The following is a 23,553-nucleotide window of genomic DNA, read 5'->3' as shown; positions in this document are numbered from 1 at the left end:
GATCTTAAACAGTTGCTGCAAGAGATGGATCTTATTTTCATCCTTGTCGTCAACGAAGAGGGACTGGCAATGGCTGAAGTCGGCGACTCACCAGGCGAAGACTTTGCCCCCTACTCCTCGTCAATCATGGAGAATGCCAGTAAGATGGCGACCATCGGGCAGCTGGGTGAGCCTGTATGCAGCGCGCTGATACTTGAGCGCGGACGCATGCTGATCATGTATCAGACCCGACTCGATGGCGAGTCAATCTACCTGTCGATTTTATGCCGCAAGGTTCCGGCCGGCGTACAGCGCCTGATCCGGAGAATTGTGGAATGCATTGCCAAAGCTCTGTTGGGCGACGGTTATAAGGAGCATATAGTTGGATAAATATATCAAAGCCTGTCATGACGAGCTCGGTCAGCTTGTCGCCAGAGAAGCCCATCTGAATGCCGCCCTGCTGTGCAGCGTTGACGGCCTGCCAGTTGCTTATGCCGCCAGCATTGATATTGAAGCTGATGCAATTGCCGCCATGTGCTCATCCATGCTCTCGCTTGGTGATGCTCTCGCCATTCAGGGCGGCGATGATGAGGATTGCATTCAGGTTGTGACCCAGTCACGCGGCCACACCGTTGCACTGATCCATGCCGGCCCGGATATGCTGCTTGCCCTGATGGGGAGCCGCGAACTGAAGCTGGGCATGCTGCTTGGCCACGCACGCAAAGAGGTAGAAATCATTGTCGACCTCATCAACAAATCCAAACAAGAAAAGAAAATGAGTGAACAGGCAAAACCTGCAGCAGAGAAGAAACCGGCACTGCTGGAGGAGTTGGTCAAGCGCGTTATGCAGGAAGCACAAAACCGCTAAACTGCCAGCACAACCATCTGAGGGAGAGGGACCCAATGAACCAAACACTGGAAAAACTTGTCAAAGAGGTAAATGGAGGCCTTGCCGCAGCCGTTGTTGATCTCAATAACGGTCTGATTGTCGGCGCTTACCACAACATCCCCTACTTCACGCAGTCGTACGTTGATGCAGTAGGCGCAGCCTCTGTCGACATTTTTCGCGGTAAAACCATTACCGCCGTCGAATCCATGATGGCAGCACAGCGCGGCAACGAACTGAAGTATCACATCAAGGAAATTCAGATGACCACCGACGGCACCTACCACTTCATGGCCATTGTGCCGGACAAGCCTGAGTACCTGCTGGTCTTCATCACCCGCATCACTACCAATCTCGGCTCCGGCTGGATGGCAACCAGAGATGCACTAAAAGCCGTTTCACCGCTCTGCCCATAACAATCACCATCTGCCGCAAAGCCTTCAGCCAACCGCTGAAGGCTTTGTTCGTTTTACAGGCAGCCTTCCTGCACGATCTCCCCCGGCTCTTTCGGCCACTGTTTTCCAGCGCATACTGATTGACCGAAAAAAACTACTGCAATACCCTCACCTTTACTTACCGATGATCAGTAGCACCCCGACGATCCGTATCGACTAAACCCCCTGACGAATGCGCCGAATCAACTCCTCAGGAAATCCTTCACGTTTCATATCCTCGATTAACCGGCCACTGTCATACTCAATCGCCAACATCTCCACACTGCGATCATCCGGATAATAGATGGCCGCCTGAGCCACCGGATTACCCACCCTCGCCTGACCGATGGAGCCCGGACAAACCAGAGCCGCCTCCATTTCACGGGTCTGCAGCACACCATTTTCAGCCAGAACCTGCGTGGATTCTCCGGCCATTCGCACATAACCGCCCTGAATATGGGAGTGACCATGGAAACAGATCGGCATCTCATGCTCAATCAGCCAGTCCAGATTTCTCTCAGCGGTCATATCATAGACATAAGCATTGAAGAAACTTTTGTCGACCGGTGCACCATGCACCGCCATCCAGTTATCACCACGATAGCGAACCGGCAGCTCCGCCAGCCAGCGCCGATCCGACTCATCGAGCACCCCTATCGTCCAGTCAGCAGTCCGCCTGGCCATAATCCCCATGGCCACCCTGACATCACCGGCATAGGCCACATAGTGATCATGATTGCCGCGCAAACAGTACATCTCCCGCTCACGCACCAGATCAATACAGGCCTTTGGATTGGGACCATATCCCACCACATCACCCAACAGCAGATAACGACTGATTCCTCGCGCATCGATTGCCTGCAATACAGCCTCAAATGCAGGCAGATTGGCATGAATATCGGCAATCACCGCAATAGCTTCACCCGATATAAGTTGCCCCTCGGCCTTCGCCGCAGCCACCGAGACAGCGCGCGGACAAAGGGTATCAAGAAATGACTCCTTCAGGGACTCACTGCGTCCCACGATCTGATCTTTAAGCCCCTCACAGACCATATCACCGGCATCCGACGAGTAGGTGCGAAGCAAAGGCTTAAGCACAGTCCCGAGTCGCTTCCACGCATCCTCATCCAGACCGAGCTTGCCGGACAAACGCAACCAGTGCCCAAGCATCGCCGTAAAGGCCGTAAAATGATCCCACGGATAAATATCATCATCCAGATAATAAAGCTCACCCTCGAACAGGGCGAAGTTCGACAATCCGTCATCCAGCTTCAGATTAAAACGGGACAGGAAATCCACGTAGCACGCCAGCAGACGCTCCAGCAGCGACATGCGCTCGGCAGAGGGAAGTGCGTTAAAGTCAACCTGATGCAGGGCCATCATATAGGGTGTCAGGTTGGCCGCCATCCACTCCCCTTCTATCTGCAGCACCACCCATATTCTGGCCGGATGATAAACCGCATACTCTTCCTCTTTCGCCAGCTGGGATCGACACCACTGCTCGGCCACACTGCCCGTTGGAAAGCGGCGGTTTCGGTTCATTTTCAACACCAGCTCACCATCACTGTAAATACAGGTCTCGGGCTTACCGGTAAAAATACCCCTGTGCGAGAAGCTGACAGGCTCCATTCCGAGCAGCTGCTCAACCCTTGCCTCATCGGCAATACAATCCGCCCCCGGCCGACCAATTATGGATATTTCCATAGAATACTGACTCCTGAATACAACTGCCTGATGGCTACGTCATGAGGGCAGTCAGGTCAAACCCCCGCAGCCAAATTCAGAATATTTCCCCTTGTCAGAAGCACAATATTTTTGTGGCAACCACCCCTGTCTTATGGTTATATTACCGCCATGGCAAGGGAGGGCTAAACAGGGTGAATACATCAATCAAACTGGATAAGCGGTTGCATGGCATACTTGAGGACACACGCAGCCAACATGGCCTGCGTTCGCTGCTTCTGGCCGATCATCACGGACTGCCTGTATGTCATGCCGGAACCATTTCCCACGCAGGCATCTCCGCAATCGCGCCGGAGTTAATCCGCGTGGGCAATCATGCAGCACGTCTTGGCGAATACGAAAGCATTACCTGCATCGCTCTGATTCTGGAAGACAGTCATCTGATGGTACTCAGGGACATCGTCATCAACAAGACCCCGTACGTTCTTGTACTGGACACAGCAAGTGTTCCGCGTGGCGTTAAACAGGTTTTAAATCAGCTCAGAGATCGCATCGCCGATGCGATGAACTCCTACTCTTAAGGGTTCACAGAGACAAATACTTACCAGGGAGGGAACAACTAAATGGCCGATATTCTATTTGATCAGAGCGGACATCGTAATATCTTCTTCGAAGACTTCACCGAAGGTGAGATGGTGTCAGCCAATCAGCACCTGATCATTCATAACGGCAAAGGCATGCTGCTTGATCCGGGTGGACACAAGGTATATTCAAAGATTTTCTCGGCTATGCCCGAGTATCTTTCCCCTTCCGCCCTCGACTATCTTTTCCTATCTCATCAGGACCCGGATATTGTCGCCTCCATCAATGGCTGGCTCATGGTGACGGATGCGGATGCATATATGTCCGGCATCTGGCGTCGCTTTGTAGCCCACTTCGGCGTCGATGGCAGTGTCATGGACAGAATGAAAACGATTCCGGACGAAGGTATGACGCTTGACCTCAACGGCTGCAAGCTGATGCTGGTTCCGGCGCACTTCCTGCACTCGGCAGGCAACTTCCATGTGTATGATCCGGTTTCCAAAATCCTTTACACCGGCGATCTCGGGGCTGCACTTGTGGATTACCGCTTTGTCGAGGATTTCGATGCACATGTAAAACACATGGACGGCTTCCACAAGCGTTATATGGCAAGCAATACGGCCTGCAGACTTTGGGCCAACATGGTGCGCGGCCTCGATATTGAAACCATCGCACCGCAACATGGCGCTATCTTCAAGGGTAAAGCAATGTGCAACAGCTTTATCGACTGGGTCGAAGGGCTGGAAGTTGGCGCAGACTATATGCAAGACATATACAAACTGCCCGCATAACTTAATTACGCACAACTTAAATAACTGGAGGTAGACATGGCAACAAAACAGGAAAAAATCAATGCAATTCTGAACGACCTGAAGATGGCAACAGCCGACATCCAGGGCCTTGGCGTTATCAGTCCGGATGGCATGATGATTGCCGATCAGCTCGGTGGTAATCAGGGTGATGCAACCGCGGCCATGGGCGCGGCCCTCGGCAGTCTTGCCAAGCGCGTCACCACCACACTGAAGGTGGGCGAGTTTCAGGAGGTCAACATTCGCGGCAGCAATGCCGGCATCCTGCTATTCGATATCGAGGGGCGTGCAGCATTGATTCTCACTGTATCCAAGGGCGCAAATCTCGGTCTGGTTTTCCTTGAGGCCCGTCAGGCACAGGAACAACTGGCACAGACCATCTGATATCCGCCCCTCCGTCGAGGGGCAGATACTTCAAAATAACGTTTTATTCCGTAACCCGCCATCAACTAACATGGCAATCAAAGATTCGCGACAGAATTGTGCCCATTGCCGCTAACAACGGTTCAATGGGCACAACTTCATATAAGCAACCACCGCTTGCTGCCAGCTCACTACTCGCGGCAAAGTAGCGACCATTGCCTTTGGCAATGGATCAATAAGGATGGAGATGCATGACAAATATCACAAAAGAAAACTTCGACAAAGCAAAAAACTTCTACAACTTTGATACACTCTACGCACCGGTACTGCCGGGACTTAAAGCAACCGTCATGAAGCACCAGGACGCCATCACAGACGCCTTCTACAAGGAACTCGCCAACGATGAGATCGCAGCAAAAATCGTGGCCGGTCGTGTCGACCAGCTCAAGGCAACGCACAAGGTCTGGATGGAAGAGCTGTTCAATGGTGAATATGGTGAGGCATACTTCAATCGCCGTTATAAAATCGGCGAAACGCATGTAAAAGCCAAGATCGCACCGTATTTTGTTGAGGTCATCACCTCATCACTGCGCCGCTCGTTTGCCCAGATCCTGGTCGCTGAGGGTGCTGTTGCGGTACAGGCAGCACTGGCCATCCTTGATCTTGACGCCATGATTATCATTGGCGCTTACCATGAGGATCGCATGCATCGGATGTCCGATGTAACCGGCATGAATCTCAATCTGCTCGAAACGCTGATGAGTTTCGGCTGAATCATCGCACACCGGTCAGACAGCCTATGCTGCTGTCGCGACCCTCAAAGAGATTCTGATATACAGGCAACAGCCGGGCATCAGAGTCGAAAAGGAAATCGGGGCTTTCCTTTTCACAGCAACTGCATGGATGACAGTGATCAAATAATCCGCCACCCCTGCAGTGCTCGCAACAAACTGTACAGACCAGCAACCATAAGACTGGCAACGAAAACACAATGAAGGGAAAGGGGTACAGAACATGGCAACAAAACAGGAAAAAATTAATGCAATCCTGAACGACCTTAAAATGGCAACAGCCGATATCCAGGGACTTGGCGTCATCAGTCCGGACGGCATGATGATTGCCGACCAGCTCGGCGGTAACCAGGGCGATGCAACCGCCGCCATGGGCGCAGCCCTCGGCAGTCTTGCCAAACGCGTCACCACCACACTGAAGGTGGGCGAATTTCAGGAGGTCAACATCCGCGGCAGCAATGCCGGCATTCTGCTGTTCGACATTGAAGGACGCGCAGCTCTTATTCTCACGGTCTCCAAAGGCGCCAACCTCGGCCTTGTTTTCCTTGAAGCCCGTCAGGCTCAGGAACAACTGGCGCAGACCATCTGATCACCGTTTTACACTACTTATCACTGAACAATTAAAAAGGAAGGTACATTACAATGGCACAAGCCACCAAGGAAAGCTTTGAAAAAGCCAAGGCATTCAACAAATTTGATGAAATATACGCTCCGGTACTGCCGGGCCTGAAAGATATTGTCATGAAGCATCAGGACGCCATCACCGATGCATTTTATGGCGCACTTTCCAATGACCCGATCGCTGCAAAAATTGTGGCTGGCCGTGTCGACCAGCTGAAGGCAACCCACAAGGTGTGGATGGAAGAGCTCTTCAACGGCACCTATGGCGATGCCTACTTTGATCGCCGTTACAAAATCGGTGAAACCCATGTAAAGGCTAAAATTGCCCCCTACTTTGTTGAAGTCATCACTTCATTTCTGCGTCGCGCCTTTGCCGAGATTCTTATCAAAGAAGATCCGGCCGCTCTGCAGGCTGCACTCGCCATTCTCGATCTTGATGCCCTGATTATTGTCGGTGCATACCACGAAGATCGTATGCGTCGCATGTCTGAGGTGACCGGCATGAATCAGAAGTTGCTTGAAACACTGATGAGCTTCGGCTGAACAGCTGACAATACAGGGTAAAAAATTCATTCAGGGGAAGGGACATGGCAACAAAACAGGAAAAGATCAATGCAATTCTGAACGACCTTAAGATGGCAACCGCTGATATCCAGGGGCTTGGCGTCATCAGCCCGGACGGCATGATGATCGCCGACCAGCTCGGCGGCAATCAGGGCGATGCGACAGCAGCCATGGGGGCAGCGCTCGGCAGTCTTGCCAAGCGTGTGACCACCACACTCAAGGTCGGTGAGTTTCAGGAGGTGAATATCCGGGGCAGCAATGCCGGTATCCTCCTGTTTGATATTGAAGGGCGGGCAGCGCTCATCCTGACTGTGTCCAAAGGCGCCAATCTCGGCCTTGTCTTCCTGGAAGCACGCCAGGCTCAGGAACAGCTGGCGCAGACCATCTGAACGGGATCAGCCATCGCCCCCTCCGCCACGCAGGCAGAGGGGGCGATTTTTTTTAATGCACCGCCAGGGAGATGCTGATTGATTGACCGACTGGCAAACATCAGTCCGTAAAGGCAAAAGCGTGACAAAGAGGCAGGAAGCCGACTGGACGGCCAAAGGCCGCCGGCAGTGCGAGGGCATAATGCCCGGGTCATGTTGCCTTTACTTACAAATCAAACACTTACGTGCCTGATTTGATTCGCTGCATCCTGCAGCTCACCGGGCGACGGCAATGCAATCCAATTCGCCCACCCTGCCGGATTGTGGCGGCCGTCCATGGCTTGCCCGGAAGTGCCGACACATCAGCGATTCCCCAGGGAGATGCTGATTTATTGCCCTCCTGGCAAAAATCAGTTCGCAAAGACAAAAGCGTGGTTTTGTCTTTGCTTACAAATCAGACACTTACGCGTCTGATTTGGCGAGCCGTCCATGGCTCGCTCGGAAGCGCCTAATTAATCAGCGCTTCCCCAGCTGAAGCTGATACACTGTCAATATCATGGCGAATAGCCGGACTGCTTCTTGCGACTCCTGCAGCAGTCTGTATATTTGCGACTAATTAAAGGTGGGATGGGACGAATTATGAATTCTCTTGTTTATCTCCGCCGTATGATCATCAACCAGAAACCAGCCAGGTTGGATTATACGAAGGGATCAGAAACGAACAGCCTATACTATGAGCGAGCGGGCTTTGAAGGCTCATACGCTGATGTATCACAGAAATTGCGCGACATTTTCGAAGCAGATTCCGTCGAAGTGGTCACCGACCCCGACTTCAGCAACGTCAGCAGCCAGCGTATTTTTGCTCCACAGGCGATTGCATCAGCCCTTGCAGGTTACTCATTCACGCCGGCAACCCGTGCAGAACTGCTTAGCTTTACCATGCGTCTGCCTCCGCTGATCGTCCGACTCTACCCGATGCAGCGTTATTCCTTTCAGGATAACGGTGCCTACATGAAAATGCACATGCAGTTTCAGCACAACGGCGTATTGCGTATGCAGAACTATATTTCACAGGCTGAAAATACGCGTGATGAAGTGGTTCGCCTGCGTGTCATGATGGCGACCTACATTCTGGGTCTGATTGCGCCTCTGAATGGCGGTGCTCAGGGAAGCAGCCAGAAGCCACAAGAAACGGCCAAAGCAGCCACCACGTCGTCTGCACAGCCGAAAGCCAAGAAAACTTCCATTCTTAGCCGTATTATTAATCGAATCAGGGGCCTGTAATCATGACTGAAAGCAAACAGATTGTTAAACTGGTCATTACCGGTCCTGTAAATGCTGGCAAGACGACCATGGTGCAGAATCTTAGTGACTCACAGGTTGCAGCCACCGACGTAGCCGCGACCGACTCCGTTTCCCAGCTCAAGGCAATGACGACAGTCGGACTGGATTTCGGCATTCTCAAGATCGATGACACCCTTGAAATGCACCTGTTCGGTACACCCGGACAGTCGCGCTTCAACTTTATGTGGAAGATTCTTTCCAAGGGCGCCATTGGCGCCATCTTCCTGGTCGACAGTACCTGCGATGAATCCATGCTTGAGATGAAAAAGATGTTCCTCTATTTCTCCGAGCATGTGGATCTTCCTGTAGTTGTCGGCGCCACCAAGCAGGATCTGCCCGGTGCGAAGACCCCGGATGAGATTGCAGCCTTCCTTGAACTGGGCGATACCATGGTCATTCCGGTCGATGCACGTGACAAGGAAAGCGGCAAGATGCTGACCCTGACACTGCTTGGCAATGCTCTGGTCGAAGCGCAGGCGGATGAAGACTATGATGATGATTACGATACAGAAGACCTGTTCTGATTGTACAGCCTGAACGTGATCGCTCTTTTTATCGCTCCTGCCGCATAACAGTATAACGTGGTTTGTCATATTCACCGCCTTAAAGGCTGGTCGCTCTTTGTTATACCTCTTTTGCCCCTTCTCTCTTCATGCGCAGGCATGCAGGGGAAACTCGCTTCCGTCCACACCACACCGGACGTACCGGCTGCGATTGTACAGCCCGCTACGTCCGGTGTGACGGACCATGCCGGCCTCACAGAGGCTAGCCGTCCGCTTGACCCGCTTCTGGCAGGCCTCAGTGATGAGGATATCAACAAGGCCAAACTTCTGGCCAGACACAATTTCCGGCGCAGCTGGAAAGTTATCGGTGAACGTTCCCGCTTTGTCCGCCATCGTATGCTTGAAACGCTGGAGCAACTTGGAGCCCCTCTCTCCCTGCAGGTAGTTCCAGCCGTTGAGTCCACCTATAACCCTTACGCTGTTTCCCAGTCAGGAGCCCTTGGTTTATGGCAGCTGATGCCCCGTACCGCACATGGCCTTGGTGTTGACTCCAATGACAAGACCAATGGCAGAAGATCCATTGCTGACTCCACCCGTGCGGCAGTGGTCTATCTTCAGCAACTGCACGACCGCTTTGATAGCTGGCCTCTGGCCTTTGCCGCTTACAACCTGGGCCCCAATGCGGTGGCCCACAGACTGGAAAAATCGCCGTGGAATGAGAGTGACGGACTTGAACATCTGCCGATTCCTCAGCAGACCCGCCTCTATGTCCAGCATATAATCGGCCTGGCAGCACTGGTTGAGGAGAACGAGTTCACCTTTCCGGGACAGATCAGAACACGCACCATTGAACTCAACACACCCGTCGATATCCACCGACTGGCCACACTCAGCGGCATGGATGAAAACGAGATATTCCGTTATAACCCCTGCCTGAATCAGGCTCAGTATCTGAAAAAGCCGATTACCATTCATGTGCCTGAATCACATTATCAGCAGGTAGCCGACAAGGTGCAGATGGCCGGACCGCAGTATGTGATGACCACGGTCCGCAAGGGTGATTCACTCTGGAGCATTGCCCGGGCCCACCATATCACCGTTGATATGCTCAAGAATCTGAACAAAGGTATCGGCAAGGTCATTCATATCGGCCTGCAATTGAAAGTACCGGCAGGAGAGCTTGCCACTGCCAGCTCGGCGAGAGCGAACCCCCTGCTACCGGTTTCCAGGCAGCGATTGCGCTATACCGTACGTCAGGGTGACTCCCTGTGGCTGATCGCGAATCGTTTCGGCACCACACCTCAGGAGATTGCCCGTTATAATGGCCTGCGTCATAACGGACTGATCCGCGCTGGAGACACACTATGGGTCAAGGCCCGTATTTCGCCAAGCTGATCGCCCCCCTCGCGACATATCTGCTGGCCCTGATCCTGTGTGGCTGCAGTGCTTCCGATAGTGATCAGCCCACATCTCTCCCCTACTCCGCTGTTGCAGACATTCCTGCCGCCGGTGACCGACTGGTCGATGCAAGCAGCGCCGATGCCAGCAACCTGATTCCGATGATCGCCAGTGACGCATCCAGTCATGCGATTGCAGGTCAGCTCTATCTGCCACTGTTAAAATATGACAAGGAGCTGAATCTGACAGGTCAGCTGGCCAGCGCATGGGAAGTCTCAGCCGATAACCTTTCTATCACATTTCATATCCGCCCTGACCTGAAATGGAGCGATGGCAAACCATTCACCTCGGCCGATTGCGCCTTCACCCTGAAGCTGATTCAGGATGAGCATACCCAGAGTGCATACAAGTCCGATTATGCCCTTGTGCGCAGCTTTGATACGCCTGACCCGCTCACATTTATCGTCCATTATCAGGAGCCGTTTTCACCGGCCCTGGCCTCCTGGTCCTCGCTGGCAATTCTGCCCGAGCATGTTTTCGCCCATGAGGATATCATGCATACGGAGTTGTCGCGCCACCCCAAAGCCACAATCGGCCCCTACATGCTGGCGGACTGGCAGTCGCAGCAATCCATCCTGATGCGTGCCAATCCAGACTATTTCGACGGGCCTGTGTGGATCAGCGAACGCTTCACCCGCATTATTCCCGATCGAGCCACCCAGTTTCTTGAATTGTCGTCAGGCCGTATAGACTCTGCCAGCCTGACTCCGATTCAGTTTCGTCGTCTGTTCGACCAGCGCCCGTCACTGAAAAACCATTATGAGCGCTACAAGTATCTTGATTTTATTTACACCTACTTGGGCTTCAATCTCAAACGTCCGCTTTTTGCCGATGTCCGCGTGCGACAGGCCATTGCTTACGCCATCGACAGGCAGGAGATCCTTGACGGTGTACAACTCGGTCTTGGTGAAACCATTGCCAGCCCGTACAAACCCGGAACCTACTGGGTCAACCGGCAACTCAAACCCCGCCCTTTTGATCCGCAGCAAGCGAAGGCCCTACTCGCTGAAGCCGGCTGGCGGGACAGTGACGGGGATGGCATCCTCGATAAAGATGGAAAACCGTTCAGTTTTACCATACTCACCAATAACGGAAATCAACAGCGAGCCGATGCCGCCACGATTATGCAGCAACGGTTAAAAAAGGTCGGTATCGAGGTCAGGATTCGACTGGTCGAGTGGTCCGCTTTTATTGAGAATTTTATCAACAAACGACAGTTTGATGCGGTGATTCTGGGCTGGTCGCTATCCCCGGATCCCGATCAGTACTCCATCTGGCACTCATCCCAGACCGGGCCACGGCAGTTTAATTTTCTCTCCTATCACAATGACAAGGTGGATGCAGCCCTTGACGGTGCACGCCGAACATTTGACCGCAAACAGCGCAAAGCATATTACGACACGATGCAGGAAGAGATCTGGCGTGATGTGCCCATGGTGTTTCTGTTTGCGCCATATTCACTGCCGGTCATGCACAAACGCATTCACGGCATCAAGCCTGCCCCTGCCGGCATCGGTTATAACAGTGAGCACTGGTATGTACCGCGCGAACTGCAAAAATATCATCCGACTGCGATACAGCCGTAACCACGCAGAAGGGTTACAGGCCATGATCGTTTAACCTGACGCTGAACGGCTCGGCCCCTTTATACCCTGTCACCCCTCATGCGGGCAGCCAGCGCCAGATGGGGAGCGGTATACACCTCACATCACGACCCACTACAGCGAGGTAGTGACAGCGATAGATTCAGATCATCCCTGTCAGCCAGCCCGGTTCAGCTGCTCATGCAGCACATGGCTCAGTGTTCCGATCGTATATGGCTTGCTGATCACCAGCGCATCCGACGACGGCATCTCATGCCTCAGTGTTTCATCCTTATCATAGCCGGTCGCATAAATGACCCTGATATGCGGGTTCATGGCCAGAATCTGACCTGCAGCTTTGACTCCGCCCAATCGGGGCATGACGATATCGATGATAATCAGATCAATCTCTCTGACATGCCGCTGCACCATCGATATGGCATCCAGCCCGTCTACCGCAAGCAGGACTTTATAACCGATATTCTCGAGCACCTCGCGACTTGTTTCCCTCACCTGGGCATTATCGTCGACCACAAGAATCGTTTCACCACGCCCCTGAATCACATCATCCTCGTGATAGGACGGGATAATTAGCTCCTCCTCCCCCACCAGCGGCAGATAAATATGAAAGGTTGAACCCACGCCCTCCCCGGAAACCACATCAATAATGCCCTGATGCGATTTTACCGCACCATAGGTCATCGCCAGCCCCAATCCTGTCCCTTTGCCAACATCCTTGGTGGTATAAAACGGCTCAAAGATATTCTTGAGCGCCGAGGGGTGAATGCCCCGTCCGTTATCACTGACAAACAGATGGGCATAATCGCCGGATAAAGGTTCATCATCCTGCAACTGAATTTCGTCAGCGCGCTTAAGCTCAAGTCCCAGTGTAATTTCAGGTTTTTCCACTCCTTCCACGGCATCCACGGCATTACTGAGCAGGTTCATCACCACCTGCTGCAACTGGGTGACATCACCGCGAATGACCAGCTCTTCCCCCGACAGACACTTGGAGAGATGAATATTCTCAGGCACCCCGGCCTGATTCAATTTGGCTGCCTCCCGCAAAAATGAGGTGAGTCCGAACGGCTTCTGATCCACAATGCCCTTGCGGGCGAACGTCAACAGCTGCTGAATCATCGTCGCTGCCTTAAAGCTGAGCTCCCTGATCACATCGAGCCGCTGCATCACCTCGGGAGACTCTTTCGCCTTTTGTGCTGCCAGATATACATTGCCGGTAATACCGGCGAGCATATTGTTGAAATCGTGGGCGATACCGCCTACCAGTGTACCGATCGCCTCCATTTTTTGCGCCTGCCTGAAACGCTCCTCAAGCGCCTGGTGTTCTGTCATATCCTGCTGAATACCGACATAGTGGGTGATTTGGCCGTGATCATCGACGATCGGCGCAACCGACATCATCGCAGAGTAGAGTGAACCGTCTTTTTTGCGATCCACCAGCAATCGCTGCCATACGCGTCCCCCCCCCACCGTTTCCCAAAGGTCCTCATAAAACTGCTCATTCTGCTTACCGCTTTTAAGCAGGCGCGGGGTATGACCGATCGCCTCATCGAGGTGATAGCCGGTAAGACGGGTAAATGCCGGATTGGCATACTGAATCAGACCATTCCTGTCGGTAATAATGATCGACTCCCCCGCCTGCTCGATCGCCTGGGACAGAATACGCAACTTATCATTGCGCCGTCTCTCCTCTGTCACATCCATACAAAACAGGGCCACCCCGACAATGTGGTTATCATGATTGAGGATGCCGGAAACACGCACATCGACAAACGTCCTGGCACCACCCTCACCCCCGCTGATGGTGAAGTTGTATTCGCCACGATGGAGGACCTGATCGATCATCGCCTCGAACTCTGTGCCGATATGACAAATATCCATGCACAGCTGCTGCAGTGAGGAGCCGATTTTCTCTTCGGCAGTGCAGCTGAACAGCGCTTCCGCTTTCGGATTAAAGTAGGTAATCCGGAAATCAAGATCAGTGGTAATGATGCCGTACTCTGTCGCACTGCGCAGAATATTATCGAGGTAGGTACTCTTTTCAGCCAGCTGCCGCTCGGTCTCCTTCACCTCATCCATCGCCCGGCTGATACGCTGAATCGCGTTGCGATTGCTGTGAATGGCAGCTGTCAGGTCCGTTACATCCTGAATGGAAAACAGGGCGAGATTATCCTCTTCCCCCTCTGGCCGCAGCCGCGTCACCACCACATATTGCGTACGCAGCTCTCCGTTCGGCAACGGGGCGGGAATCATGTAGCGGTGCAACTGCGAAGAGAACACCGTCGATTGCATCGAGCCATCAAGTACCTGATTGATGCGCCCGAGAAACTTGCGGTTTTGCAGATGAGGAAACACATCAATCAGATTCCGGCCTGTGATTTCCTCCTTACTGATTCCCGTCCAGTCTTCCAGGCACCGGTTCCAGAACATCACGACATAATCATGCCGCAGGACGAAGTGGCCTATCGGGGTATGGTCGAGAATATCGAGATTCAGATGCATCAGTTCACTAACTCACTTGACAGCATAATGTCTGGAAAGCCCCTCCATCATGGCATCGAAGGACTCCAGGTCAAAGACCAGAAATACACTACCTTCTGCCTGCATGGTTTCCACAGTAAACACGGTCTGCACAACAATCAGTACGCCCTGCTCATGCGGTGCCCTGGACCCCATCAGCTCAAGCAGACTTCCCTCCAGATAGTTCGGCAGGGAATAGTCAAAATGGGTATAAAGAAGATTACCCACCGTCCCCATCACGCAATTGAGAACCACGTTTCCGACTTCATTGAGCGTACCGGCCATCACCGAATCCATATCGGGGCTTCCCGGCACCTCTCCGGTCAGACCACTCACCAGCTTGACCGCACTGACCGGTGGAAAAATCAGCGCCGCCGTTCCGTTGACCTGGCCTCTGAAATCAAGGCGCACACTGGCAAGCCGTTCGGCACTGAGCTCCCTGATACCATGCACAATGGCATCTGCGGTATAGACAGAGACAACCGGTACCTCAAGCTTGATCGGACAGTCCAGCATCTCGCTCAGTGAACTGGCCGCCTTGCCGACACCGATATTGAGAATCTCCCTGAAGGCATCTTTCTGATCATCACTCACTTCAAGCTGTCTGGTTCTGAATTTCTTTTGCAACGGCACAAGGGCGGCCATCAGGTTCGCCTTGTTCACCGGTTTGATCAGAAAGCCCGCAGCTCCCAGGTTGAGGCAGGTTTCCCTGACCGTTGCCTGAATATCAGCCGTTAGCACAATAACAGGAATATTCACGCCACGCTGCTGCAATTCGGTCAATGCCTCGATTCCATCCATCACCGGCATCAGCATATCCATCAGAATCACATCCGGCTGCAGCTCCAGCACCCGATCTACACCCTGTCTGCCATTTTCTGCCTCGATCGTCTCATAACCGGCCTCACGCAGCAGTCTGGATGCCAGCACCCGTGCCAGCTTCGAGTCATCCACAATCAGTGCTGTCGCCATCGTTTATCCCCTTCCATCATCATTTATTTCCGGCCGGCCCCGGTTACCAGTGTCACAACTTTGTCTGCCATCAGCGCCAGAGGCAATACCATGCGGGCGGCATTCATCTCCACAGCTTTATGAGGCATGCCATAGACCACACAGCTTGATTCATCCTGCGCAATTGTCATGCCATTTTCTTCCCGGATTCGCTTCAATCCGCGCGCTCCGTCATCCCCCATGCCGGTCAATAGCAGGGCAATCGCTTTGGCGCCGAAATGGTTGGCGACGGAGTGAAACAACACATCCACGGCAGGGCAATAGAGATCCCCTTCACTATGCGGAGAGAACTGCAACAGACGATTGGCGTTGACTGTCAGATGCTTTCCTTCCGGTGCAAAGTAGACAAACCCGGCCTTCAGCGACTCAAGATGGGAGGCCTGTTTGACCTTGAGTTTCGAGCATGAGTCGAGCCAGCTGACCATGCCGGGTAAAAAACCCTCGCTGATATGCTGAACACAGATGACCGGCAGCGGAAAACTGGCCGGCAGGGCTGACAGAATAGCCTCATAAGCCAGTGGCCCACCGGTTGAGGCACCGATCACCAGCACATCAAAACTTCCGGCAACAGGCGGTAACTCCACCGTGGCAGGTCGCGGTGGCGGTGGCGATACACGCGCGGCGCCATGGCTGCGACGGGTGAAGGCAACCACACCGCTGATCGCGCGAATTTTCTGAATCAGTGCGCGGGCGACAGGTTCATCGGCCGTACGCAGCCCCGAACGCGGTTTGGCAAACACATCAACCGCTCCGGCCTGAAGCAGGTTGAAAACATTATCAGACTTGCTGTCAAACACGGAGATACTGATCACCAGAATCGGACGGGGAAAACGTTGCATCACCGCCTCGGTAAAGCGCAGCCCATCCATCACAGGCATATGCAGATCGGTACAGATCACATCCGGCTGCAGTGCCGGAATCAGATCGAGTGCCTCCTGGCCATTGGCAGCCCGCCCGACCACCGTGATATCCGGCGCTGTTTCGAGAATGCGACTGATCGTCAGCAGTGCAATCGGTGAATCATCAACCAGCAGAACCCTGATCATCGCACTTCACCACGACGCAGTTGTTGTACACACCACATCAGATCAACCGGCGCAATGTTTCAAGCAGTATTTTCTGATCAAAGCGGGGTTTGGAGATATAGGCATTGGCACCAGCTGCCAGTCCTGCCTTTTTATCCTGATCCGATGCCAGGGTCGTCACCAGAATCACCGGCATCTCATTATACTTGCTCTCCCGTCGGATCATCGCCGTCAGCTCAAGGCCATCCACATTCGGCATCACAATATCCGATACCACCGCATCGATCCGGTTGGTCACCAGCTTGTTCATTGCATCGATGCCATCCACTGCCGTGACCACCTCATAACCTCCGCCCTCAAGAATTCTCTTCTCCTGTATGCGGGTTGTCATCGAATCCTCGACCAGCAGCACCACCTGCTTGCGCTGCTCCACCGTTGCTTCCACCTCTTCACTGTCCATGGTGACATGCCTGTGTACGGAACGGGCCAGATCCTGCGGATTGAGAATCATGCACACCTCACCGCTATCGAGAATCGTCACACTGGAAACATTGCGAATACGCCTGAGCAGGGAGCCATGTGGTTTGACAACGACCTCACGCTCATCCAGCAGGTCATCGACCAGCAAGCCGAACCGTTCACCAGCCACCTCCACAACAACACAGAGAAGATAGCCATTTTCAGCCTTTGCCGGCGCCGCCTCCTGCGCCTGCTTCTCGACCAGTCTCGATTTAAGCAGCCGCTCGTCCACCTCAAGCAGATCGGCCAGTGCCACCACATGCAGCGCTGTCCCCTGCCATGTGATGTTTTTACGTCCCTCAATGGAAAAAATCATGTTTCGGTCCAGATGAATACTGGTGTTCACCGCTTCGGCCGGAATCGCATAGGGCCGGTGATTAACCTCTGCAACCAGAACTCGGGTGGAAGAGAGCGTCATCGGCAACAGTATGCGCATCGTGCACCCGTTACCCGGAACAGAATCAATCTCGATGTGTCCTTTCAGGCGCTCGACATTGTTACGCACCACATCCATGCCGACACCACGGCCTGAGATATCGGTCACAAACTGACTGGTCGAGAAACCGGGAGAAAAAATCAGTGCCTGAATTTGCTCGATACTCATCAGATCGAGCTCCTTCCTGCTTAACAGCTTTCGTTTCAAAGCGGTTCTTGCAATCACTTCCGGATCGATACCGCGTCCGTCATCGCAAATCTCTATGACAATATTTGTAGCCGTCTGCCGGGCCCGGATAGAGAGTGTACCTGTGGCTGGCTTGCCTCTGGCCACCCGCTCAGCTTCCATTTCAATGCCGTGATCCACGGCATTCCGGAGCATATGCATCAGTGGGTCCTTCATCTCTTCGACTATCTGTTTGTCTGCCTGGGTGTCGCCACCATAGACACGGAAATCCACCTTTTTCCCCTGCTCGGCAGCCTGATCACGCACCAGTCTTGAAAACAGGTTGAAGATTGATGACAACGGCAACAAGCGGATATTACGCACTTCCGCCGCGATTTTGTCCGCCACACTTTCCAGACGGGTCATATCTTCAGCCGAGGCGCGATAGAGCGACTGAATCATACTGCCCAACTGATCAAATCTGCTGCGCCCGCCGCCCTGTCCGGCCTGATTGAGAAATGCGGCAGCAACGGGTGATCGCTGCCACTCCTCCCATGCATCGGCAAGCTGCTCGATCTCAACCATACGACGGGAGACCCGCCCCCTGGCCACAATCAACTCCCCCATCTGGCTCAACAAACCATCGAGTTTTTTCGTCGGCACCCGGATCGTTTCAATGCGATATTGTTGGTTCACCGGCTGGCCCGGCTGAGCCTGCTCCTCTTCATCCGGTGCCGCGACCTCCGCCTCAGGCGCCACAGGCTGCTCAGCAACCACCGGCTCTGCGACTGCGCCAGGCGCTGCTTCAACCGGCACGGCTTCAACCGGCGCAGAGTCACTGCCATGGCCGGCCAGTGCCGCATCAAGGGTCGCTATCACTCCTGCCACATCGATGTCAGCCCTGGCCCCTCCCAAAGCTTCATCGATCAATGCATGCATGGCCGAGAGCAGCGGGAAGAGATGACCGACCACGACCCCGGAAAACGAACTATCTCCGTTTTTCCCCAGCCTGAGTACATCCTCGCAGCGATGCGCCACCGTCTCCACATCAGTTAAATACAGCATGCGGGCCGCACCTTTCAGACTGTGAGCTGCCCGGAACACCTGATCAAGTGTGGTCTGATCGAACGGATTTTTCTCCAGTGCCAGCAATCCTTCATCCAGACAGAGAAGGTGCTCGTCACTTTCCTCCTTGAAGAGGTCGCGAAACTCCTGTTCATCGATCATCTGATATCCCCCGACTGACCGGGTAGCGATAGCCCCCGGTGACAGCGATCAAGGATTTAATGGGTGTCGTCAGCATGTCCGACCAGAGTTCTCAGCTTCTGGGCAGCATCCTTGAGGTTTCCGATACCGACCTTACTCTGGCTGATACCGGCTGCCGTCTCCTTGGCACCGGCATTAATGCCCTGCATGGCGTGCACCACCTGATTGATTGCCGCTGCCTGCTGTTTCACATTCAGGGCAATCTGCTGCAGGCTTTCAAAGGCGCTTCCGGTTGCATGCACAACCCCCTCAAAACCACCGGCCGTGTTGTTGGCCAGTCGTACGCTCAGCTCAACCATCTTGGTACTTTCATCCACGACCATCACCGTTGAATTGCTTGAGGTCTGGATATCCTCAACCAGTGCATTGATGCGCTCGGCCGATTTTTTACTCTGATCGGCCAGCTTGCGGATTTCAGCTGCCACTACGGCAAAGCCTTTACCATGCTCACCGGCACGGGCTGCCTCTACGGCCGCATTCAGGGCGAGCAGGTTGGTCTGGTTGGCCAGTTCACGAACCAGTGAGGTGATATTGCCAATCTGGGCGGTCTGCTCGCTGAGGCTGAGAATCTGCTGGGCCGTTGCCGCCACCTTTTCTTTCATGCTGATCATGGCATCAAGCATCTCATGAACATTGCGCCCGCCCTCTTCAGCCAGCATTGTCGCTTCGCTGGCACCTGCCATGGCTGCATCGGCCTGCTCCTCCACCCGTCTGGCCGAGGTACCCAGCTCATTCATCGTCGTCGAGGTTTCATTCACGGCCGATGCCTGCGAGGAGGCGGTACGTTCATGCTCTTCCACAGTCGTCGCCATCTGGGTGGATGTTGCGGCAAGATTCTCGGCCACCCTGCGAATCGGTTCACTCAGCGAACGGCCGAAATAGACGGCAAGCAACAGCACCGCCACCACGATCACACCGCTGACCATCCATATAATCCGGGCAAGATTGGCGATCGTCTGAAATGCCTCATCGGCCCCGATCTCGACCAGAATCGTCCAGCCCAGCTGAAACTTTTCATTCAGATCATCGCCCATGGAGGCGCCCACCACCTTCATATCGCGATAATTGTTGTAGATACCTGCCATCATCCGGTTCTGGTTATGAGCAAGACGGACCGGTTCACTGTCCACCTTCTGCTTCAAAATCACATCTTTAAGAAAACGCGATTCAGTCACCATAAAGCCATGTTGATTGACAATATATGCCTCACCGCTCTCACCCAGTCCCTCATGGTTGGTCGCAATGGCATTCAACTCTTTCAGATCGATACGACTGACAATCACGCCGAGCAGCTTTCCGGCCTCATGCAGATCCTTGATCGGTGATGCAATGGTAAAGCAGGGCAACTCCTTACCAGTAGCCACTGCGACATCATCAATATAGGAGCGTTTGATCCCCTGCAGAAATACTGCCTCCCGGCCATAGTCACGGCCGATCTCCTGACTGGCCGTCGATGTAATCACTTTGCCATCCATACCGATGATCAACATTTCGATGATCGATTTATCCAGCGGCATTTTTTTGACTTTAAGATATTCGACCAGCTTGTCCGCGTTATCCCTGTTCGCCGAACCGTTGACAAGTCCCTGTACTTTTTCCTCGATAAACTGATCTGCCGCCATCGATTCATTCAGTATACGCTTGGCATCCAGATACTGAATGACCGTGGCCTCACGTCCCTCTGCGATCGCCGTATAACTCTCGATGATCTGATCATTGAGTGCCTGCTTGCCAAACTGAAATCCGAGCACCCCGACAATCAGAACCGGAATCACTGATACCCCGAGCAACAGAATAATCAGTTTTCGCATCAAGCCTTTACCTATCAGATTTAACATATTTCACCTCGCCCCTTTGTTCAACATCATCACCTGCCTGTGGATACCTGCATCCGAATGCCTGCTTCCCGCTATACCATCTCATCAACCACGAGCTCCGGCGCTCTGATCACCTGTTCAAGGTCCAGGATGCCCAGCATCTGGCTGTCATAGGCGATGGTACATTTCAGGTAATTGTCATTGCCTGCGTGACCGGCCAGATCGCCGGAAATCCTGATAAGATCACGCACCTCATCAATGAGGATGCCGATAATTTGTCCATCCATCGCCACAACGATCAGTTTCTCTGCCCTGACACCACTGCGATCAGGCACACCGATCAGCCCCCTGATATCCACCAGTGTCAAAATTTCGCCCTTCAAATTCATATCACCGACAATATGCCTGGGTACGCACGGAATCGGCACCACATGACCGATCTCGGTAAACTCCCTGATCAGATCGAGCTCAATCCCGAACAGCTCCTTACCGATGGAGATCACAGCAACCATCTTCTCGTTGACGCCATTCTCTCCTGCAGGAGAAACCATCAACTCCCTGGCCCGCCCCCTGAAGACCTCCATCTCCTCATCCGTGGCTGCCGGACAAAATCGGCGGTGAGGTGATAGTGGTACCTCAGCCATGCCCTCATCGGCATCCGCAATGACATCGTGATCAAGCTCCAGCGCACAAACGGCCGTTGCACTCAGAAGCATGACAATGCGCTCGGCCAACTTGATCTCTGCACATATGTAGCTGGAAGGGTGGCGCTTTTTCTGTTCTGCCATTGGCGTATCGGCGATATCAGCCGCAGGTATATCCACCACATCGGAGACATCATCGACAATGATACCAACCAGATGACTGGCGTACTCGAGCACGATCACCTGGTGTTCAACCCTGTAGCCAGTCGAAACCCGGCCGAAGCGAAGATTCAAATCAATGACCGGGGCAATCACACCGCGCAGGTTCAGCACACCAACCACATAGTGCGGTACCTCTTCAACCGGTGTCAGCTTTGGTAACCAGACAATCTCGCGCACCGTCGCCACATCCACGGCAAAATCGAGACCGTTCAAAGTAAACAGCAAACAGGACAGCCCCCCGCCCGCGCTCTTGTCTGTATAAGCGTTCATCATAGCACTTTATTGTCCATGGCTATGATACGCATACAGCATGCCATTCACCGGCAGCTTAAACACGAAACGACAATAAAACCCATGCACCTGCTCACCCCCCGGCTGCCATCTGCTCCAGATGCGATTTTACCTCACTCAAGGCGACATCTTCCATAAAGGGAATCGGCGTACCGTCAGAGAGCTGTCCGATCAGATGAAGTGCGACCGCCCACTCTCTGGCCGCCCGCTCGGACTCGCCTGCGAACTGGTAGATTCCGGCAAGATCCATATGCGCAGCAATAAACTCGGGGGCAAGGTAGATCACCTTCTGTAACAGCTCACGGGCCTGATCACCGTTGCTTCTCTCCTGTGCCAGCTGGGCAAGGATATAGTAGGCATCTGCACATAACGGGTGCTGCCTGACCAGCCGCCGGCATAATGACTCTGCCCCGACCTGATCCCCCGTATTGGCCATACAACGGGCCATCATCACATTCGCCTTGATGCTGGCGGGATCCTGGTCCAGGTAGATTTTAAGCAAACCTGCGACCTGTCGATATTCCCCGCGCAGCAGTTGCTTCTCCAGTTCAGACAGTGATAACAACGCCTTCTGACTGGCTGAATGCGCCGCAGGTAACTGGCGCTGCCAGCTGCTCGCCGGATGATGCGGCCTGGCTGCAGCCGGCCGGGCTGTCACCGGCTGTTTTATCGGAGACGCCAAGTGAGCGCTGCCACTCCTGACCACGATCTCCTGCTCCTGATGCTCCGGCTGGCGCTGGAAGATCGTGGACTCGGCAAAACTGCGTAACTTCAAACCTGATTTTTCCGGGTTGGCCACTTCGGCATGACCGGTCAGCAAGTAGCCACCATCGGTCAGGGTTGCTGCAAACTTGCGCATCATGGTGTTGATTGCATCCTGGCCATAATAGATAAAGACATTACGGCAAATAATCAGATCCATGCCAAACAGGGACGACGTCACATCAGGGAAGCGATCATTCATCAAATCCACCTGAATAAACGACACCATTTGCCGAATCTTCTGATCCAGCTGCCAGCCACTGCGATGAGAATGAAAATAGGTACGAATCTGTTCATCGCCTGTGCCACGGAACGACCAGTCACGATAGATGGCTTTTTGTGCATCATGAATCGACGTCTCATTGATATCGCTGCCAATCAGCGTAAGGCGCCACCCCTGTCGCTGTTGCAACAACTCATGAATAAGAATTGCCAGCGTATAGGGCTCCTCACCGGTGGAGCAGCCGGCACTCCAGATTTTCAGACTGCGTTTATGCGCATTTCGCTCGATCAGCTCGGGTATAATCCGATGTTGTAGCAGCTGCAATTGTCCTTTATCACGAAAAAAATGGCTCTCACCACAGGTCAGCCTGATCATCAGCGTTTCCCATTCGCTTTCGTGACCACCGCTCATGAGATAATGATAATAGGCATCTTCACTGGCAAAACCGCCATGGTCGGTGCGGGAGCGTACCGTCAGCAACAGCTTGTCCATATCCTTGTCATAAAGGTGCAGACCCGTCTGCCTGCATATCAACTCACTAAACCGTTTGAGTGTATCCTCTGTTCCAGACATGCCTCTCCCCACTCGACATTGTTCTCTCGCCTGAGTCGTCTCTCAGCAAATCTTCCGCCAACTTTGTCTCCCCCTTCCTGAGGAGGTGCT

Annotated in this window: 22 protein-coding genes; 14 read left to right on the top strand and 8 right to left on the bottom strand. The window is 53.4% G+C overall.

The window, feature by feature from the left end:
• The first annotated feature begins 24 nt into the window (after nt 1-24).
• From FEF65_RS06360 to FEF65_RS06350, 3 genes are read left to right on the top strand one after another with little or no spacing between them, the layout of a single operon-like run.
• Nucleotides 25-369: a hypothetical protein gene (locus FEF65_RS06360; RefSeq protein ID WP_138238969.1), complete on the top strand. Its 345-nt coding sequence runs from the start codon at nt 25-27 to the stop codon at nt 367-369.
• Nucleotides 362-847, top strand: a complete 486-nt coding sequence (locus FEF65_RS06355; protein WP_138238968.1) for a roadblock/LC7 domain-containing protein — start codon at nt 362-364, stop codon at nt 845-847. Before FEF65_RS06360 ends, FEF65_RS06355 begins: the two co-directional genes overlap by 8 nt.
• 35 nt (nt 848-882) lie before the next feature.
• Nucleotides 883-1,281 carry a roadblock/LC7 domain-containing protein gene (locus tag FEF65_RS06350; protein WP_138238967.1) on the top strand — a complete coding sequence of 133 codons (399 nt, stop codon included), beginning with the start codon at nt 883-885 and terminating at the stop codon, nt 1,279-1,281.
• A gap of 195 nt (nt 1,282-1,476) precedes the next feature.
• Here FEF65_RS06350 and FEF65_RS06345 read toward each other — a convergent pair whose 3' ends face one another.
• Nucleotides 1,477-3,003, bottom strand: a complete 1,527-nt coding sequence (locus FEF65_RS06345) for a metallophosphoesterase family protein (protein WP_138238966.1) — start codon at nt 3,001-3,003, stop codon at nt 1,477-1,479.
• 173 nt (nt 3,004-3,176) lie between these two features.
• On the opposite strand from FEF65_RS06345, the gene FEF65_RS06340 reads away from it, so the two are divergent.
• From FEF65_RS06340 to FEF65_RS06290, 11 genes are all read left to right on the top strand, one after another.
• Nucleotides 3,177-3,563, top strand: a complete 387-nt coding sequence (locus tag FEF65_RS06340; RefSeq protein ID WP_238701224.1) for a hypothetical protein — start codon at nt 3,177-3,179, stop codon at nt 3,561-3,563.
• A 42-nt stretch (nt 3,564-3,605) separates the two neighbouring features.
• A complete protein-coding gene (locus FEF65_RS06335; protein WP_138238964.1) occupies nt 3,606-4,355 on the top strand; it encodes an oxygen-binding di-iron domain-containing protein in 750 nt (249 codons plus the stop codon).
• A 36-nt stretch (nt 4,356-4,391) separates the two neighbouring features.
• Nucleotides 4,392-4,757 (top strand): roadblock/LC7 domain-containing protein, encoded by a 366-nt coding sequence (locus tag FEF65_RS06330; protein WP_138238961.1) that lies wholly within the window; start codon nt 4,392-4,394, stop codon nt 4,755-4,757.
• Between the two features lie 230 nt (nt 4,758-4,987).
• A complete protein-coding gene (locus FEF65_RS06325; RefSeq protein WP_138238963.1) occupies nt 4,988-5,509 on the top strand; it encodes a protoglobin domain-containing protein in 522 nt (173 codons plus the stop codon).
• Nucleotides 5,510-5,750: 241 nt separating this feature from the next.
• The gene (locus tag FEF65_RS06320; protein ID WP_138238961.1) at nt 5,751-6,116 is read left to right on the top strand and encodes a roadblock/LC7 domain-containing protein; all 366 of its coding nucleotides are present in this window, start codon (nt 5,751-5,753) and stop codon (nt 6,114-6,116) included.
• Between the two features lie 53 nt (nt 6,117-6,169).
• The gene (locus tag FEF65_RS06315) at nt 6,170-6,691 is read left to right on the top strand and encodes a protoglobin domain-containing protein (protein ID WP_138238962.1); all 522 of its coding nucleotides are present in this window, start codon (nt 6,170-6,172) and stop codon (nt 6,689-6,691) included.
• Between the two features lie 44 nt (nt 6,692-6,735).
• Nucleotides 6,736-7,101 (top strand): roadblock/LC7 domain-containing protein, encoded by a 366-nt coding sequence (locus FEF65_RS06310; protein ID WP_138238961.1) that lies wholly within the window; start codon nt 6,736-6,738, stop codon nt 7,099-7,101.
• Between the two features lie 558 nt (nt 7,102-7,659).
• Entirely contained in the window at nt 7,660-8,364 is a 705-nt protein-coding gene (locus FEF65_RS06305) for a hypothetical protein (RefSeq protein WP_238701223.1), read from the top strand.
• Nucleotides 8,365-8,366: 2 nt separating this feature from the next.
• Nucleotides 8,367-8,948 carry a GTP-binding protein gene (locus FEF65_RS06300; RefSeq protein ID WP_138238960.1) on the top strand — a complete coding sequence of 194 codons (582 nt, stop codon included), beginning with the start codon at nt 8,367-8,369 and terminating at the stop codon, nt 8,946-8,948.
• A gap of 138 nt (nt 8,949-9,086) precedes the next feature.
• Entirely contained in the window at nt 9,087-10,322 is a 1,236-nt protein-coding gene (locus FEF65_RS06295; RefSeq protein WP_138238959.1) for a LysM peptidoglycan-binding domain-containing protein, read from the top strand.
• Nucleotides 10,292-11,971, top strand: a complete 1,680-nt coding sequence (locus tag FEF65_RS06290; RefSeq protein ID WP_138238958.1) for a peptide-binding protein — start codon at nt 10,292-10,294, stop codon at nt 11,969-11,971. Before FEF65_RS06295 ends, FEF65_RS06290 begins: the two co-directional genes overlap by 31 nt.
• 174 nt (nt 11,972-12,145) lie before the next feature.
• Here the strand turns inward: FEF65_RS06290 and FEF65_RS06285 are convergent, their stop codons facing one another.
• The 7 genes from FEF65_RS06285 to FEF65_RS06255 form a co-directional block, all read right to left on the bottom strand.
• On the bottom strand, nt 12,146-14,491 hold the full coding sequence (locus FEF65_RS06285) for a hybrid sensor histidine kinase/response regulator (RefSeq protein ID WP_138238957.1): 2,346 nt from the start codon (nt 14,489-14,491) through the stop codon (nt 12,146-12,148).
• A gap of 12 nt (nt 14,492-14,503) precedes the next feature.
• A complete protein-coding gene (locus tag FEF65_RS13375; protein ID WP_161595191.1) occupies nt 14,504-15,481 on the bottom strand; it encodes a response regulator in 978 nt (325 codons plus the stop codon).
• 23 nt (nt 15,482-15,504) lie between these two features.
• Nucleotides 15,505-16,566: a chemotaxis-specific protein-glutamate methyltransferase CheB gene (cheB, locus tag FEF65_RS06275; RefSeq protein ID WP_138238956.1), complete on the bottom strand. Its 1,062-nt coding sequence runs from the start codon at nt 16,564-16,566 to the stop codon at nt 15,505-15,507.
• Nucleotides 16,567-16,603: 37 nt separating this feature from the next.
• Nucleotides 16,604-18,892, bottom strand: coding sequence for a hybrid sensor histidine kinase/response regulator (locus FEF65_RS06270; protein WP_138238955.1), 2,289 nt, complete (start codon nt 18,890-18,892; stop codon nt 16,604-16,606).
• A 56-nt stretch (nt 18,893-18,948) separates the two neighbouring features.
• The gene (locus FEF65_RS13555) at nt 18,949-20,769 is read right to left on the bottom strand and encodes a methyl-accepting chemotaxis protein (protein ID WP_138238954.1); all 1,821 of its coding nucleotides are present in this window, start codon (nt 20,767-20,769) and stop codon (nt 18,949-18,951) included.
• A 71-nt stretch (nt 20,770-20,840) separates the two neighbouring features.
• Nucleotides 20,841-21,884, bottom strand: a complete 1,044-nt coding sequence (locus FEF65_RS06260) for a chemotaxis protein CheW (RefSeq protein WP_161595190.1) — start codon at nt 21,882-21,884, stop codon at nt 20,841-20,843.
• Nucleotides 21,885-21,978: 94 nt separating this feature from the next.
• Nucleotides 21,979-23,463: a CheR family methyltransferase gene (locus FEF65_RS06255; RefSeq protein WP_138238952.1), complete on the bottom strand. Its 1,485-nt coding sequence runs from the start codon at nt 23,461-23,463 to the stop codon at nt 21,979-21,981.
• Between the last annotated feature and the right edge of the window lie 90 nt (nt 23,464-23,553).

This window comes from Mariprofundus erugo (assembly GCF_005818865.1).
Taxonomy (GTDB): Bacteria; Pseudomonadota; Zetaproteobacteria; order Mariprofundales; family Mariprofundaceae; genus Mariprofundus; species Mariprofundus erugo.
The sequence above is the reverse complement of the archived record's forward strand: the minus strand, read 5'-3'. Positions and strand labels throughout refer to the sequence as shown.